At 63.6% G+C, this 15,547-nt stretch carries 13 protein-coding genes; 10 read left to right on the forward strand and 3 right to left on the reverse strand.

Going from position 1 to position 15,547, the window contains the following annotated elements; all coding sequences use genetic code 11:
• Nucleotides 1-61: 61 nt before the first annotated feature.
• The 5 genes from J2R80_RS03255 (at nucleotide 62) to J2R80_RS03275 (ending at nucleotide 6,983) form a co-directional block, all read left to right on the forward strand.
• Nucleotides 62-1,288, forward strand: a complete 1,227-nt coding sequence (locus J2R80_RS03255; RefSeq protein ID WP_253637983.1) for an ABC transporter substrate-binding protein — start codon at nucleotides 62-64, stop codon at nucleotides 1,286-1,288.
• A 281-nt stretch (nucleotides 1,289-1,569) separates the two neighbouring features.
• Nucleotides 1,570-2,796 carry an ABC transporter substrate-binding protein gene (locus J2R80_RS03260; protein ID WP_076832477.1) on the forward strand — a complete coding sequence of 409 codons (1,227 nt, stop codon included), beginning with the start codon at nucleotides 1,570-1,572 and terminating at the stop codon, nucleotides 2,794-2,796.
• 155 nt (nucleotides 2,797-2,951) lie between these two features.
• A complete protein-coding gene (locus J2R80_RS03265) occupies nucleotides 2,952-4,178 on the forward strand; it encodes an ABC transporter substrate-binding protein (RefSeq protein WP_076832480.1) in 1,227 nt (408 codons plus the stop codon).
• Nucleotides 4,179-4,444: 266 nt separating this feature from the next.
• Nucleotides 4,445-5,677 carry an ABC transporter substrate-binding protein gene (locus J2R80_RS03270; protein WP_253637984.1) on the forward strand — a complete coding sequence of 411 codons (1,233 nt, stop codon included), beginning with the start codon at nucleotides 4,445-4,447 and terminating at the stop codon, nucleotides 5,675-5,677.
• Nucleotides 5,678-5,699: 22 nt separating this feature from the next.
• A complete protein-coding gene (locus J2R80_RS03275) occupies nucleotides 5,700-6,983 on the forward strand; it encodes a glycerate kinase (RefSeq protein ID WP_076832483.1) in 1,284 nt (427 codons plus the stop codon).
• Here J2R80_RS03275 and J2R80_RS03280 read toward each other — a convergent pair.
• Nucleotides 6,980-7,966, reverse strand: coding sequence for a GNAT family N-acetyltransferase (locus J2R80_RS03280; RefSeq protein ID WP_244558950.1), 987 nt, complete (start codon nucleotides 7,964-7,966; stop codon nucleotides 6,980-6,982). The two genes, J2R80_RS03275 and J2R80_RS03280, sit on opposite strands and share 4 nt — an antisense overlap.
• Before the next feature lie 454 nt (nucleotides 7,967-8,420).
• Here J2R80_RS03280 and J2R80_RS03285 point away from each other — a divergent pair, with 454 nt between their 5' ends.
• Complete coding sequence (locus tag J2R80_RS03285; protein WP_076832486.1) at nucleotides 8,421-9,146, forward strand: adenosylhopane nucleosidase; 726 nt, start codon at nucleotides 8,421-8,423, stop codon at nucleotides 9,144-9,146.
• Nucleotides 9,147-9,197: 51 nt separating this feature from the next.
• Here J2R80_RS03285 and J2R80_RS03290 read toward each other — a convergent pair whose 3' ends face one another.
• Entirely contained in the window at nucleotides 9,198-10,367 is a 1,170-nt protein-coding gene (locus tag J2R80_RS03290; RefSeq protein WP_076832488.1) for a trans-acting enoyl reductase family protein, read from the reverse strand.
• Between the two features lie 313 nt (nucleotides 10,368-10,680).
• Between J2R80_RS03290 and J2R80_RS03295 the strand changes: the two genes are divergently transcribed.
• Nucleotides 10,681-11,166: an adenosine-specific kinase gene (locus J2R80_RS03295; protein ID WP_076832491.1), complete on the forward strand. Its 486-nt coding sequence runs from the start codon at nucleotides 10,681-10,683 to the stop codon at nucleotides 11,164-11,166.
• A gap of 90 nt (nucleotides 11,167-11,256) precedes the next feature.
• Here the strand turns inward: J2R80_RS03295 and J2R80_RS03300 are convergent, their stop codons facing one another.
• Nucleotides 11,257-11,775 carry a MarR family winged helix-turn-helix transcriptional regulator gene (locus J2R80_RS03300; protein WP_028336531.1) on the reverse strand — a complete coding sequence of 173 codons (519 nt, stop codon included), beginning with the start codon at nucleotides 11,773-11,775 and terminating at the stop codon, nucleotides 11,257-11,259.
• A gap of 179 nt (nucleotides 11,776-11,954) precedes the next feature.
• Here J2R80_RS03300 and J2R80_RS03305 point away from each other — a divergent pair, with 179 nt between their 5' ends.
• The 3 genes from J2R80_RS03305 to J2R80_RS03315 are packed head-to-tail and all read left to right on the forward strand — an operon-like array spanning nucleotide 11,955 to nucleotide 15,498.
• Nucleotides 11,955-12,995 carry a branched-chain amino acid ABC transporter permease gene (locus J2R80_RS03305; RefSeq protein WP_028336532.1) on the forward strand — a complete coding sequence of 347 codons (1,041 nt, stop codon included), beginning with the start codon at nucleotides 11,955-11,957 and terminating at the stop codon, nucleotides 12,993-12,995.
• Between the two features lie 5 nt (nucleotides 12,996-13,000).
• Nucleotides 13,001-14,770 carry an ATP-binding cassette domain-containing protein gene (locus J2R80_RS03310; protein WP_076832494.1) on the forward strand — a complete coding sequence of 590 codons (1,770 nt, stop codon included), beginning with the start codon at nucleotides 13,001-13,003 and terminating at the stop codon, nucleotides 14,768-14,770.
• Entirely contained in the window at nucleotides 14,767-15,498 is a 732-nt protein-coding gene (locus J2R80_RS03315; RefSeq protein WP_057016004.1) for an ABC transporter ATP-binding protein, read from the forward strand. Before J2R80_RS03310 ends, J2R80_RS03315 begins: the two co-directional genes overlap by 4 nt.
• The last annotated feature ends 49 nt before the right edge of the window (nucleotides 15,499-15,547 follow it).

The following is a 15,547-nucleotide window of genomic DNA, read 5'->3' on the forward strand; positions in this document are numbered from 1 at the left end:
GTTGACGCCCCGCGCCGATGGTATTGAATACTCCAAACAAAGAACCCGAGGTGGGGAAACCATGACTGCCGCACGTCCGTCCCTGACGGCGCTGTTGTCCGCATTCGCTCTGATCCTGACGAGCTGCAATGTCGCGCTGGCGCAGAAGAAATACGACACCGGGGCCAGCGACACCGAGATCAAGATCGGCAACACCATGCCCTACAGCGGCCCCGCCTCGGCCTATGGCACGATCGGCAAGACCGAGGCCGCCTACTTCAGGATGATCAACGATGCCGGCGGCATCCACGGCCGCAAGATCAAGTTCATCTCCTACGATGACGGCTACTCGCCGCCCAAGACGGTGGAGCAGGCGCGCAAGCTGGTCGAGAACGACGAAGTGCTGCTGCTGTTCGGCTCGGTCGGGACCGCGACCAATGCGGCGATCCGGAAATACATGAACGAGAAGCAGGTGCCGCAGCTGTTCATCGCCTCCGGCGCCTCGAAGTGGAACGACCCGAAAGATTATCCGTGGACCATGGGCTGGCAGCCGTCCTACCAGGACGAGGCGCGGGTCTACGCAAAATACATCATGAAGCACAAGCCCGACGCCAAGGTCGCCGTGCTCTACCAGAACGACGATTTCGGCAAGGACTACCTCAAGGGCTTGAAGGACGCCTTCGGCGACAAGGCATCGATGATCGTCGCCGAGGAGGCCTACGAGACATCCGAGCCCACGATCGACAGCCACATCGTCAAGCTGAAGGCCACCGGTGCCTACACCTTCGTCAGCATCACGACGCCGAAATTCGCGGCACAGGCGATCAAGAAGGCTGCCGAGATCGCGTGGACGCCGTTGCAGATCGTCGCCAATGTCTCGGCGTCGGTCGGCGGCGTGATGCAGCCGGCGGGCTTCGAGAATTCGCAGGGTATCCTATCGGCATCCTATCTCAAGGACGGCGCCGATCCGCAGTGGGACAAGGATCCCGGCATGGAGAAATTCCTCGCCTTCCTCAAGAAGAATTATCCCGACGCCAACAAGCTCGACGGCGCCACCTCGTTCGGCTACGCCGCCGCACAGACCATGGTGAAGGTGCTGGAGATGTGCGGTGACGACCTCACCCGCGCCAATGTCATGAAGCAGGCCGCAAGCCTGAAGGATTTCGTCCCCGGCACGCTGCTGCCGGGCATCAGCATCAACACCTCGGCCACCGATTTCGCACCGATCAAGCAACTGCGCTTGATGCGGTTCAAGGGCGAAAGGTGGGAGCTGTTCGGGGACATCATTTCGAGCAATCTGAGCAACTGATCGTCACGTCGGTCTGTTCGATCCGCTCGCTCAACTCAACGGCGTCGCTTTACTCGTCCGCAATCTCTGCGGTTGACTCCACGCACACGCGAACGCGTTGGCGGATTTTTGAGCAGCGGCCCGCCTTGAGGGTGGTCGACCAAAGACGCAGCCCCTGCGGCAACGCCGCAGGGGCTTTTCATTGAGACACCCCAGGTAAGATGATAGGTTTTTACGACCAATAATGAGCCCTCGAAACAGGGGGCCGCGGCACATCATCGGCAATCAGGGAGAGAAACGGCATGTCTGCAATACGACAATTGACGGCATTTGCTGCTGCGCTTGCGCTCGTCGCCGCATCCGGCAGCGCTGCGCTTGCCCAGAAGAAATACGACACCGGCGCCTCCGACACCGAGATCAAGATCGGCAACATCATGCCCTATAGCGGAGCGGCCTCAGCCTATGGCGTGATCGGCAAGACCGAGGAGGCCTATTTCCGCAAGATCAACGCCGAGGGCGGCATCAACGGCCGCAAGATCACCTTCATCAGCTACGACGACGCTTACACTCCGCCGAAGACGGTCGAGCAGGCGCGCAAGCTGGTCGAGAGCGACGAGGTACTGCTGATCTTCAATTCGCTCGGCACGCCACCGAACTCGGCGATCCAAAAATACATGAACCAGAAGAAGGTGCCGCAACTGTTCGTCGCCACCGGCGCCACCAAGTGGAACGACCCGCAGAATTTCCCCTGGACGATGGGCTGGCAGCCCAACTACCAGAGCGAGTCCATCATCTATGCGAAGTACATCCTGAAGAACAAGCCGGACGCCAAAATCGCGGTGCTCTACCAGAACGACGACTACGGCAAGGACTATCTGAAGGGATTCAAGGACGGGCTCGGCGCCAAGGCCGCGTCGATGATCGTCGCCGAGGACAGCTATGAGGTGACGGAGCCGACCATCGACTCCCACATCGTCAGGCTCAAGGCCTCCGGCGCCGACGTATTCTTCAACATCACGACGCCGAAGTTCGCCGCGCAGGCGATCAAGAAGAATGCCGAGCTCGGCTGGAAGCCGCTGCACTTCCTCAACAACGTCTCCGGATCGATCGGCAGCGTGATCAAGCCCGCGGGCTTCGAGAACGCCCAGGACATCGTCTCGTCGCAATATTTCAAGGATCCGACCGACGCGCAGTGGAAGACCGACAAGGCGATGATTGCCTGGAACGAATTCCTCGATAAGTACTATCCGGAAGCGAACCGGGCCGATGCCTCCGTGATGTACGCCTATATCGTCTCGCAGGGCCTGGTCCACGTGCTCAAGGCCTGCGGTGACAATCTGACCCGCGAGAACATCATGAAGCAGGCGGCCAGCATTCGCGATTACGAGCCCGGCGGCCTGCTGCCCGGCGTCAAGGTCAACACCTCGGCGACCGATTTCGCGCCGCTTTCGCAACTGCAATTGATCCGCTTCAAGGGCGAGACCTGGGAGCGCTTTGGCGAAGTCTTGAGCGCCGACGTCGGCGGTTAGGCCGGGAAGGTCGACCAAAGATACCGCCCCTGCGGCGTTTGCCGCAGGGGCTTCTCATTGAGACGAACCGCCTAAAATGATAATCACTGCAGCCAAACAAAGAGCTCTCCAAGCAAGAGGGCCGAGACACATGACAAACAGGGAGAGAGACATAGATGTCCGCTACCAAAAAACTTGCGGTCCTCGGGGCCGCGCTCGCGCTCCTCGCGACATCCGGCAGCGCTGCGCTTGCCCAGAAGAAATACGACACCGGCGCCAGCGATACCGAGATCAAGATCGGCAACATCATGCCCTACAGCGGCCCGGCGTCCGCCTATGGCGTCATCGGCCGCACCGAGGCCGCCTATTTCAAGAAGGTCAACGACGCCGGCGGCATCAATGGCCGCAAGATCAACTTCATCTCCTACGATGACGCCTACTCGCCGCCGAAGGCCGTGGAACAGGCCCGCAAGCTGGTCGAGAGCGACGAGGTGCTGCTGATCTTCAACTCGCTCGGCACGCCGTCGAACTCGGCGATCCAGAAATACATGAACTCCAAGAAGGTGCCGCAGCTGTTCGTCGCCACCGGCGCCACCAAGTGGAACGACCCGAAGGACTTTCCCTGGACGATGGGCTGGCAGCCCAACTACCAGAGCGAGACCCAGATCTACGCAAAATACATCCTGAAGAACATGCCGAACGCCAAGATCGCGGTGCTCTACCAGAATGACGATTACGGCAAGGATTATCTGAAGGGCCTGAAGGACGGGCTCGGCCAGAAGGCCGCCAGCATGATCGTCGCGGAAGAAAGCTTCGAGACCTCCCAGCCGACCATCGACAGCAACATCGTCAAGCTGAAGGCGAGCAACGCCGACGTCTTCATCGACATCGCGACGCCGAAATTCGCGGCCCAGGCGATCAAGAAGGTCGCCGAGATCGGCTGGAAGCCGACCCACTTCCTCAACAACGTGTCGGCATCGGTCGGCAGCGTGATCAAACCGGCCGGCTTCGAGAACGCACAGGATATCATCTCCGCCGCCTACCTGAAGGACGCTTCCGACAAGCAATGGGACAATGACCCGGGCATGAAGGAGTTCTACGCCTTCATGGCCAAGGACTTCCCCGAAGGCGACAAGCTCGACGGCGGCACCGTGGTCGGCTTCGGCGTGGCGCAGACGCTGGTCCAGGTGCTGAAGCAGTGCGGCGACAACCTCACCCGCGAGAACATCATGAAGCAGGCCGCAAGCCTGAAGGACTTCCGCACCGAGGTGCTGCTGCCTGGCGTCAAGATCAACACCGCGGCGAACGATTTCGCGCCGATCAGCCAGCTGCAGCTGATGAAGTTCAAGGGCGAGAAATGGGAACTGTTCGGCGAGGTCATCAGCGCCGACGTCGGCGGCTGATTTCCCGCCGCCTCCCGACCGGGAATGGCCCCCTGCGATACCGTCGCAGGGGGCTTTTTGTTGGCGCGTTTTCGAACGAAGCGGGTACCGGTTCGCGCGAAGAGAACGCGTCGGAAACCGGAATTTAAGGCCATGGCCCTGCTCGCAGGCCGGCCCGGGCAATGCCTGCTTACACTTTACCCGGCAATACGCTAGGTAAACCGGCAAGACCCCCGACAAGAAACCGGCGCCCTTGCGCGGCGGCAACAACAAGGAGATCTCGGGAAATGCCGATGCCGATCCGACACCGTGTCGCAACCGCCCTGCTCGGCCTCGCCGTCGCCGCCGCGACCGGCAATGCCGCATGGGCGCAGAAGAAATACGACACCGGTGCGAGCGACACCGAGATCAAGATCGGCAACATCGTGCCCTATAGCGGCCCGGCGTCGGCCTATGGCGTGGTCGGCAAGGCGATGGCCGCGGTGTTCAAGAAGGTCAACGACGACGGCGGCATCAACGGGCGCAAGATCACTTTCGTCTCCTATGACGACGCCTACTCGCCGCCGAAGGCCGTCGAGCAGGCCCGCAAGCTGGTCGAGAGCGACGAGGTGCTGTTCCTGTTCGGCACGCTCGGCACCGCCTCCAACACCGCGATCCAGAAATATCTCAACGCCAAGAAGGTACCGCAGCTGTTCGTCGCCACCGGCGCGACCAAGTGGAACGATCCGAAGGCCTTCCCTTGGACCATGGGCTGGCTGCCCAGCTACCAGAGCGAGTCGCGGATCTACGCGAAATATCTGCTCAAGGAAAAGCCCGCCACCAAGGTCGCGGTGCTCTACCAGAACGACGACATGGGCAAGGACTACCTCAAGGGCCTGGAAGACGGCTTCGCCAGCGATCCCGCGCGCGTCGTCGCCAAGGAGAACTATGAAGTCGCCGAGCCGACGATCGATTCCCATGTGGTGCGGCTGAAATCCTCCAATCCCGACGTCATCGTCTTCTTCACCACGCCGAAATTCGGCGCCCAGGCGATCAAGAAGCTCGGCGAGATGAACTGGAAGCCGGTGACCATCGTCTCCAACGTCTCGGCCTCCACCGCGACCGTGATGCGTCCGGCCGGCCTCGACAATGCGCAGGGCGTGATCTCGGCCGCCTACGCCAAGGACGCCAGCGATCCGCAATGGAAGGACGACGCCGGCATGAAGGCGTTCGACGAACTGCTCGCCAAATACATGCCCGACACCAACCGCGTCGATGCCTCGGCGATGACCGGCTACAACATGGCGACCACGATGGTCGAGGTGCTGCGCCGCTGCGGTGACGACCTCACCCGCGCCAATGTGATGAAGCAGGCGGCGAGCCTGAAGCAATTCGCGCAGGGCGGCCTGCTGCCCGGCGTGACGCTGTCGACCGGGCCTGCCGACTTCCAGCCGATCGAACAGCTCCAGCTGATGCAGTTCAAGGGCGAGCGCTGGCAATTGTTCGGCGACGTCATCAGCGGCGAAGTCGGCGGACACTGACCGCGTTACATAAGGCACAACCATGACCGACCGTCGTCCTTTCCTGCGTTCGATCTTCGATGCCGCTGTGGCGGCTGCGCATCCCGACGTCGTGCTGGCGTCGCGGCTGCGGCCGGTGCCGAAGGGACGGGTGATCTGTCTCTGCGCAGGCAAGGGCGCCGCGGCGATGGCCGCGGCGGCCGAGCGGCATTATCTCGACGCGCTCGAGCTCGATCCGTCGCGGCTGGTCGGCATCGCCACCACCCGCCACGGCCATGGCGTGCCGACCCGCCGCATCAAGGTGGTCGAGGCCGGCCACCCGGTGCCCGACGAGGCCGGGCTCAAGGCGGCGGACGACACGCTGCGGCTCGCCGCGACCGCGACCCCGGACGATCTCCTGCTGGTGCTGCTGACCGGCGGCGGTTCGGCGAACTGGATCGCGCCGGTCGACGGCGTGAGCTTTACCCAGAAGCAGCAGGTCAACCGCGCACTGCTGCGCTCCGGCGCGCCGATCGGCGAGATGAACACCGTGCGCAAGCATCTCTCGCGCATCAAGGGCGGACGGCTGGCGCGCGCCGGCCAGCACGCGGCCGAGATCGTCACGCTGGCGATATCGGACGTGCCGCATGACGATCCCTCCGCGATCGCCTCCGGGCCGACGGTGCCGGATCCGACCACGCTGGCGGACGCCCGCGCACTGGTCGCCAAATACAATCTCTCCATCGACGACGCGGTCCGCCGCGCGCTCGACGATCCCGCGAACGAAAGCTGCAAGCCCGGCGATGCCGCCTTCGCGCGGGCGACATTCGAACTGCTGGCAAAGCCGAAGGCCTCGATCGACGCCGCGGTGAAGGTCGCGCGGGACGCCGGCTACGAGACCATCGCGCTCGGCGCCGATCTCGAAGGCGAGGCCCGCGAGATCGCGGCCGAGCATGCGCGGCTGGCGCTGAAGGCGCGCAGCGAAGGCAAGCGCGTTGCGATCATCTCCGGCGGCGAGCTGACGGTGACGGTGCGCGGCGATGGCCGCGGCGGCCCCAACCAGGAATACGCGCTGGCGCTGGCCGGCCTGCTGAAGGATACACCCGACGTCTCGGCACTGGCCGCCGATACCGACGGCGCCGACGGCGGCGCTGGCAGCGCGACCGACCCGGCCGGCGCCGTGATCGACCAGGCGACATTCGCGAAGATGAAATCGATCGGCCTCGATCCGAAGGCCTATCTCGAGAACAACGATGCGACGGGGTTCTTCGCCCAGACCGGGGATTTGCTCCTGACCGGCCCGACGCTGACCAACGTCAATGACGTGCGGGTGATTTTGGTGGATTAGGCCGTATCCTCGACGGACCCAAGGCCAGTCTCGGGCTGCGCCCAAAGCTCCTGATAGTTACGAAACTTCGCAAGCGTCTCGTCATATCGCATCGGCTCGAGCACCGGCAAAATGCGCTTCAACACTGAGTTGATCGGCGCGGAGGTGTGCCGAACGTATAAGTCGATCGGATCAAGCAAGTGCCTCAGGTGCAGCTTTGGATCATAGTTCAGCCCGCTGCTGCGAAACCATTTGTACCCGTTGGCGATTGCCCAGCTCACCATGTCGCGAAACACATAATGATAGAGGTGCAGGTCTAAGGCGACATCGTAGTCAAGATCTATGTACTCCGCATAGATCGCGTCACCATGTACCATGCATGCGGCAAACGCGACGATCCGCTCGTTCTGACGCCAGAGGAAGAAGCGGACCTTGTCCCCCATCCGCCGCCCCAAGTCGCAGAAGTATTGTTCCGTCAGCTTCTCGAAGTGCAGTTTCGAACGCTGATAGACTTGGAAATACAATGGATAGATCTGCGCGATCACCGGCGTCGCGTCGTTGACGACGTTCATCTCGACGGATGGAGAGGCCCGCGCTGTCGCCTCAAACTTCTTGCGAAGTTTCTTGCGGGTTGCGCTGTTGAGCGCATGATTCATATAGTCATCGAAATTGGCGTAATCGATGCAAAGCCTGGTCATGGGCAGGCTAGGGATGCGGGTGAAGCCGTGAGCGATCAAGCAGTCGAGGATTGGTCGGTATCGCGCCGGAAACTCCTTGAGCACGATCAGCCGCGCCCCGAGCCTGCGAGCATGTATTGCAATCGTAGAGGCCAGCAGTTCCGCGCAGCCTCGATGGCAGGCCTCGTCCCCGTCAAGATGACCTTCCCCTGCGACGCACCCGACCATGAGCGCACGGGCGCGCATCAAACCTGGCCACATCCGGCGAATGGCGTCGATGAGTACGCCAAACCGCGGCCTCGCACCGGCCAGCAAATCCAGGTCCATTAGGAAGAATGGCTGTACAGCACAAACCTGATCAACCGCATCTTGATGAGGAAATACCGGTAATCGAACTCGGGATGAAGGGTATCCTCGACCAACTCATAGTATCGATGACCCTTGCGCTCGCTCGCGAAGGCGAACTGCCAGCGCGGACAACGCTCCAAATCGTTCCGCACGATGACTTGGAGACGCGGCGGACATTGCATCGGCACGCGTCTCGTGAGGTCGCCGATTTGGCTCGTCAAGTGCGCTGTTGCAGCTTCCGGCACGATCTCACGCTCGCCACGGATCCCGGCCCTAGGCAGCATTTATCACGGCGCCAAAACAAAGCAGCTAACATATCCGTCAGAAACTAACTCGTTAGTCATTTGCGATTTGGCGTTGGAGCAGAACACTCCTGATACGACCCGCATGCGCGGACACTCGCCGTCCAGCGCGGCATCCGGGGAGCGGACTCATGGCAGCGGTGATTGGAGTCACGGGACTTGCATTTGAGGCGCGGATCGCTGCAGACCTGCATACGCAGGCGATCTGCAGTGGCGATGGCAGCACGCTCGCGGAGTCTCTCGCGTCGGCAATTGCTGAGGATTGCTACGGTCTTATCAGCTTTGGCGTCGCGGGCGGCCTTTCGGCCGACCTCCCGGCAGGCGCATGCGTCGTAGCATCGACGATCGTTTCGGAAACGATTCAGCTCTTCACTGATCGGGACTGGTCGCAAGCCTTGCTTCGACTCATCCCCGGTTCGATTTATGGCCCTATTGCTGGTGTGACCACGGTCGCCATGCATCCAGAAGCGAAGCGCTCGCTGCATATGAGTACAGGCGCGCTGGCGGTCGATAACGAATCCCATGTGGCGGCGAGTGTCGCTGCAGCGCGCGGCCTCCCTATGACTGCCGTCCGCGTGATCATGGATCCGGCCGGTCGGCAGCTTCCTGCCGCCGCCCTGTCCGCAGTGCGTGCAAACGGGACGATCGATCTCGCCGCGCTGGTCCGTGCGACAATGAAACAGCCGAGCGAGTTACCGATGCTGCTTCGGACCAGTCTCGACGCACTGTCCGGATTTGCGGCACTGCTTCGCTGCCGTCAATTGCTTGGCCCTGGATTAGGGTTGCCTTCCTTGCAAGCAGAAGAGTCGGAGCCAAGTTCAAGTATCGTAGCGGACGATCGTATGATCGCCCTCTAGTCGCTTTTTTAGCCGAACGGGCCGCTATACCTGCCGACTACGTGCGTGACCTCAACGCGCACTGAAAGTGAGGCCGGCGCGCTCCTTTAGACGCTTGCGCAAGGCCGGCCCCATCAGCGCGCCCGGCGTCCAGATGCCGCCCTCACCCTGCACGTCACGCACGACGCAGAGAGCGCTTTCGGTGATCATCTTGCTTGTCGAGCCATAGCCCGGATCGCGGTCGCCGGTGACAACGGCTTCGACCCGTCCGCCATCCGGCACCTCGCCCAGAAAGAAGATGTCGTAGAAGCCCCTCTCGCGCGCTTCCCGGGTCGGGCCTGCGCCGCGTTTGAGACCGCCGGTCCCGAACAAGGACGCCACCGTGGCGAACGTCTCCGTCGTCACGCTCGCGATGTCCCCAAGTCCCGGCGCCACCATCATCTCGTCATAAACGAAGTCCCTGCCGTAGGGATGGCCCAACAGGAAGTTCGTGCGGTGCACGTTCTTGGTGTTGATCGGCGCCATCGGGAACGGCACGAGCCACGCGTGCATGCTTGTGTCATATTCGGGGACGAGGCCCGACGGCTGAGACGGCCCAGTGAAGCCCGGCGTCAACGCGAAGGGATCGGTCAGCAGCCGGATCAGGGCCGGGTCGCGCGCCGCGGCGGCCAGCGTCGCCTGAGCGCTCGCCGCGGTGCCGCCAGACATGCCACCCCTCACCTTGCGCAGACGGGCCTTCACCCGCCGCGCCGGGCGTCCGAATTTCTCGCGCGCCTTCTCCTGCAACGTGAGCACACCGAGATCGAACGGGATGGAATCGAAGCCACAGGAGAAGACGATGCGCGCGCCGGTCCGTTTTGCCTCTTCGTGATAGGCGTCGATCATAGCCCGCATCCAGCCCGGTTCGCCGCAAAGATCAACATAGGCCGTGCCGGTGGCCGCGCATGCCGCCACTAGCTCGGGACCGTGAAGCTGATAGGGCCCGACCGTGGTGACGACCACGGTCGCGCGCTCGCACATCGAACGCAGGCTGGCCGGCTCGGCGGCATCCGCCTTCACCAACGGCAAATCGTCCGGTGCGCCGATGTCGGCACGCACTTTCTGGAGTTTGTCGGTTGAGCGTCCCGCAATTGCCCAGGACGGAGCATCGTCGCCGCGATAGGATGTCGCCAGATATTCGGCGATGAGACCCCCGGTGTAACCCGTCGCGCCATAGACGATGAGGTCGAAGTCCCGCTTCACGGCGTTGATCCTCCTCGAGCCCCCGGAAGCGCTCCCTTCAGATCCGTTAGCAACGCTCGGTACGCTTCGCGGCCATTTGCGAGGGGCCGGGCAACATACGGGCCATCGCGCTTGACGGAGGATACCACAATTGCCGCCCTTCGGCGCGCAACCTCCCGGCGATTTCCGGTCCCCCTTGAGAGCCGTCGTGAGTACGGACGCTGGTCGGCGTGAGCCGAAGCAACAGCCGGCACATTTGAGCGCCTGTGGCCGCTTGCAAACGCCCTCCGACGGCCTACCATGGATTGGGGAGTTCGCGTGCAGGAGCGAAGCCATGGAACTCACCGTGGTGCCCATCGTCAAGCCGGATGAGACCAACTTCATCTTCGGCCAGTCGCATTTCATCAAGACCGTGGAAGACCTTCACGAAGCGCTGGTGGGCACGGTTCCGCGCATCCGCTTCGGGTTGGCTTTCTGCGAGGCCTCCGGCAAGCGGTTGGTGCGCTGCTCCGGTAACGACGACGCCTCGCTCGCCCTGGCACGCGACAACGCATTGGCGATCGGCGCCGGTCACACCTTCCTGATTTTCCTCGGCGACGGGTTCTTTCCCGTCAATGTGCTCCCGGCGGTGCGCGCAGTGCCGGAGGTCTGCCGCATCTATTGCTCGACGGCCAATCCAACACAGGTGATCGTCGCGCAGACGGAGCTCGGGCGCGGCGTGCTCGGCGTGGTGGATGGCGCCTCGCCGCTGGGTGTCGAAACCGACGCCGACATTGCGTGGCGGAAGGATTTGCTGCGGAACATCGGCTACAAGCTTTAGACCGCGATGGTTCGCCGCCTGGCGGCGCCCGCATGCTGGATATGTATCAACCCAACGCGTCATTGCGAGCGGACGGGCCGTCGCGCTCTCTCAAAACTCCTGCGCGAGCTTCGCCAGCATCTCCAGCAGCGCGGCGTGGTTGGCCGGACCGAGCACCTCGATCAGCCGCGCCTCGTGTTTGTTGGCGACCAGCTTCTTGGCGCGCGCCAGCACGGCGCGGCCCTTGTCGGTCAGGACGAGGATGTGGGAACGGCGGTCGTTGGTGGAGCGCATCCGCGCGCAAAGGTCGCGGCTCTCCAGCGCGTCGAGCATCGCGACGAAATTCGGCCTGAGGATCCCGAGCGTGTTGGCGATCTCGGTCTGGTTGCGGCCCGGATTCTTGTCGAGCAGAAGCAGCACCGAGAACTGCGCCGGCGTCAGCTGCAGCGGCGCGACGCAGCGCAGGAAGTCCTCGAATACCCTGAGCTGCGCGCGCTTCAACGAATAGCCGAGCAATCCGGACAGTTCGCCCAGTTGCAGCATGCTGTCGTCCCCGGCAGAATCGGCCGGTTCCCTGCGCAGGGCCCGCGACGAACGGAGGGCATCGGTGGCGGTCTTGGAAACAGTCATCGCTCCAGGCTCGCAATCCCGCTACAAGAATCCCGCACGACACTCGGGGACCTTGAGATTATATCTAATAATTGTTATGGACTATATCAAATGTCGGCAGCTTTCAACAGCCGATATCGGCCGACCTGACCGGCACGACCGGTTGAGGCGGTCCGACGCTTGAGGGGGAGCGCTCGGCCTTGAACACAACGATCATGCTGTTCCTGCTGCAGGACGGCATCACCAATGGCGCGATCTACGCACTGCTGGGGCTGGCCCTGGTGCTGGTGTTCGCGGTCACGCGGGTGATCCTGATCCCGCAGGGCGAATTCGTCACCTACGGCGCGCTGAGCTACGCCATGCTGGCGACCGGCCAGGTGCCCGGCACAGCGCGGCTTGCGGTCGCGATGGGCCTCGTCGCCTTCGCCCTCGACCTGTTCTTCGCCCGTAACGCGCTGCATGCGCGGCTGGTGATCCGCTCGGTCGCGCTCAACATCGCCTTTCCCGTCGCGCTGCTCGGTCTGATTTACGCGCTGGTCGGTCCCGGCACGCCGATCGCCGTCAACATCGCGCTCGCGCTCCTGATCGTGGCGGCGATCGGTTTGTTCCTCTACCGCATCGCGTTCCAGCCGATCGCGCACACTTCTGTGCTGGTGCTGCTGATCGCCTCGGTCGGCTGCCATCTGGCGCTACAGGGCCTCGGCCTGGTGTTCTTCGGCGCCGAAGGCCTGCGCGCGCCTGCGCTGTCGAATGCCGCAGTGACCGCCGGCCCGCTGCGCTTCACCGGGCAGAGTCTTGCGGTCTACGGCCTGACGATCGGCTTCATCGTCGCCCTGTGGCTGTTCTTCGGCTACACCAAGACCGGCAAGGCGCTGCGCGCCACCGCGGTCAACCGCCTCGGCGCCCGCCTGGTCGGCATCCGCACCACGCTGTCCGGCCAGATCGCGTTCCTGCTCGCCTCCGTCATCGGCGCGATCTCCGGCATCCTGATCGTGCCGATCACGACGCTCTATTACGACACCGGTTTCCTGATCGGCCTGAAGGGCTTCATCGCCGCCATCATCGGCGGCCTGGTCAGCTATCCCCTGACCGCGGTCGCCGCCATCGTGGTCGGCATCGTCGAAGCCTTCTCGTCGTTCTACGCCAGCAATTTCAAGGAAGTCATCGTGTTCACGCTGATCCTCCCCGTGCTCGTGTTGCGCTCGCTCGCGGCGCCCGAGGTCGAAGAAGAGAAGGATTGAGCGCGATGACGCAGCGCCTTCCCCTCATCATCTTCGCGCTCGTGATGGCGGTGATTCCGCTTGTCCCGGGCATCCCGCCGTTCTGGATCGTGCTGCTCGACAATATCGGCCTCGCCGCGCTGGTCGCGATGGGCCTCGTGCTGCTCACCGGCGTCGGCGGCCTGACCTCGTTCGGCCAGGCCGCGTTCTGCGGCTTCGGCGCCTACACCACGGCGGTGCTGACCACTGCCTACGGCGTCTCGCCCTGGCTGACGCTGCCGGCTTCGCTCTTGGTCAGCGGCATCGCCGCCGTGCTGCTCGGCATCGTCACGGTGCGGCTATCCGGCCATTATCTGCCGCTCGGCACCATCGCCTGGGGCATCGGGCTGTTCTATCTGTTCAGCAAGCTCGAATTCCTCGGCCGCAACGACGGCATCTCCGGCATTCCGCCGCTGTCGATCGGCTCGTTCAAGATGCTGAGCCCGGATGCGATCTACTACGCGATCTGGGTCGCGGTGCTGCTGTCCGCGCTGCTGACCATGAACCTCTTGGACTCCCGCACCGGGCGCGCGATCCGCGCCTTGCGGCGCGGCCATGTTGCGGCGGAAGCGTTCGGCGTGCAGACGCCCCGCGCCAAGCTGTTGGTGTTCATCTATGCCGCGGTGCTGGCCGGCCTGTCCGGCTGGCTGTATGCGCATTTCCAGCGCGCCGCCAACCCAACGCCGTTCGGCGCGCAGGCCGGCATCGAGTATCTGTTCATCGCCGTGGTCGGCGGCGCGGGCTACGTCTGGGGCGGCGTGCTCGGCGCCGGCATCGTCGTGATCCTCAAGGAGGTGCTGCAGAGCTACCTGCCCTACATCTTCGGCGGCCAGAGCCAGCTCGAGACCATCGTGTTCGGCATCATGCTGGTGCTGCTGCTGCAGCTCGCGCCTCAGGGCGTCTGGCCCTGGCTGATGTCGCGGCTGCCGTTCAAGCCCGCCCGCAAGACCCCGGACACGTCCGTGAAACTGGAGCACCGCGAACGAGCGCCAGGAACGTCTCCGATCCTTCTGCACATCGACAAGGCGCGCAAGCAGTTCGGCGGCGTGCTCGCGGTCAACGACGTCTCGTTCGACGTCAACGCCCGCGAGATCGTCGCGCTGATCGGCCCGAACGGCGCCGGCAAGAGCACGACCTTCAATTTGATCACCGGCGTCCTGACCGCAACCAGCGGCAAGATCTCAGTGCTCGGCAACGAGGTCGCGAATGCTCCGCCGCAGGAGGTGGTCAAGCTCGGCGTTTCCAGGACTTTTCAGCACGTCAAGCTGGTGCCCGACATGACCGTGCTGGAGAATGTCGCGATCGGCGCGCATCTGCGCGGCAATTCCGGCGCGATCTCCAGCATGCTGCGGCTCGACCGCGCTGATGAGGCGAGGCTGCTGGCGGAAGCCGCGCGGCAGATCGCGCGCGTCGGCCTGTCGGACCAGATCGACCAGCTCGCGGGCTCGCTGTCGCTCGGACAGCAGCGCATTGTCGAGATCGCCCGCGCGCTGTGCGTCGATCCGATGCTGCTGCTGCTCGATGAGCCGGCCGCCGGCCTGCGCCACATGGAGAAGCAGCGGCTGGCCGCGCTGCTCCGGCAATTGCGCGACGGCGGCATGTCGGTGCTGCTGGTCGAGCACGACATGGGGTTCGTGATGGATCTCGCCGACCGCATCGTGGTGCTGGATTTCGGCACCAAGATCGCCGAGGGCACGCCGGCCGCGATCAAGCGCAATCCCGCCGTGATCAAGGCCTATCTCGGAGCCGCCGCATGAGTGCGCTGCTATCGGTGACCGACGTTCACATCTCCTACGGCAAGGTCGAGGCGGTGCGCGGCGTTTCGCTCGACGTCGCCCAGAACGAGATCGTCACCATCATCGGTGCCAACGGCGCCGGCAAGACCACCTTGCTCAACGCCATCATGGGCGTGCTGCCGCTGAAGGGGCGCACCAGCTTCGCCGGCGTCGACATGGCGCCGCTCGATATCGAGGACCGCGTCGCCACCGGCCTCAGCCTGGTGCCCGAGCATCGCGAATTGTTCGGCACCATGAATGTCGAGGACAATCTCGAGCTCGGCGCCTTCCGGATTGCGAAGGCCGTCGCGGCCGCCTCGCTGGAGCGGGTCTACACGCTGTTTCCGCGGCTCAAGGAGCGGCGCAAGCAGCTTGCCGGCACGCTGTCCGGCGGCGAGCAGCAGATGCTGGCGATGGGCCGCGCGCTGATGGGCGCGCCGAAGCTCTTGATGCTGGACGAGCCGAGCCTCGGCCTCGCTCCGATCATCGTCGCCGACATCTTCCGCATCGTCGGCGAGCTCCGCGCAGCCGGCGTCTCGGTGCTCCTGGTCGAGCAGAATGCCCAGGCCGCATTGCAGATCGCCGACCGCGCCTATGTCATGGAGCTCGGCGAATTCGTGCTGTCAGGCCCCGCGACGGAAATCGCCGCCAACAAGGGCGTCGCCGCGAGCTATCTCGGCTTCCAGCACGAAGGCGAGAGTGCGATTTAGGACGCGCAACTCCATCGCGGAGAGACCGTCACCCCACCTCGCCGCGCAT

Origin of the sequence: Bradyrhizobium sp. USDA 4541, from assembly GCF_024171085.1 — a bacterium.
In the GTDB taxonomy this organism is placed as follows: Bacteria; Pseudomonadota; Alphaproteobacteria; order Rhizobiales; family Xanthobacteraceae; genus Bradyrhizobium; species Bradyrhizobium australafricanum.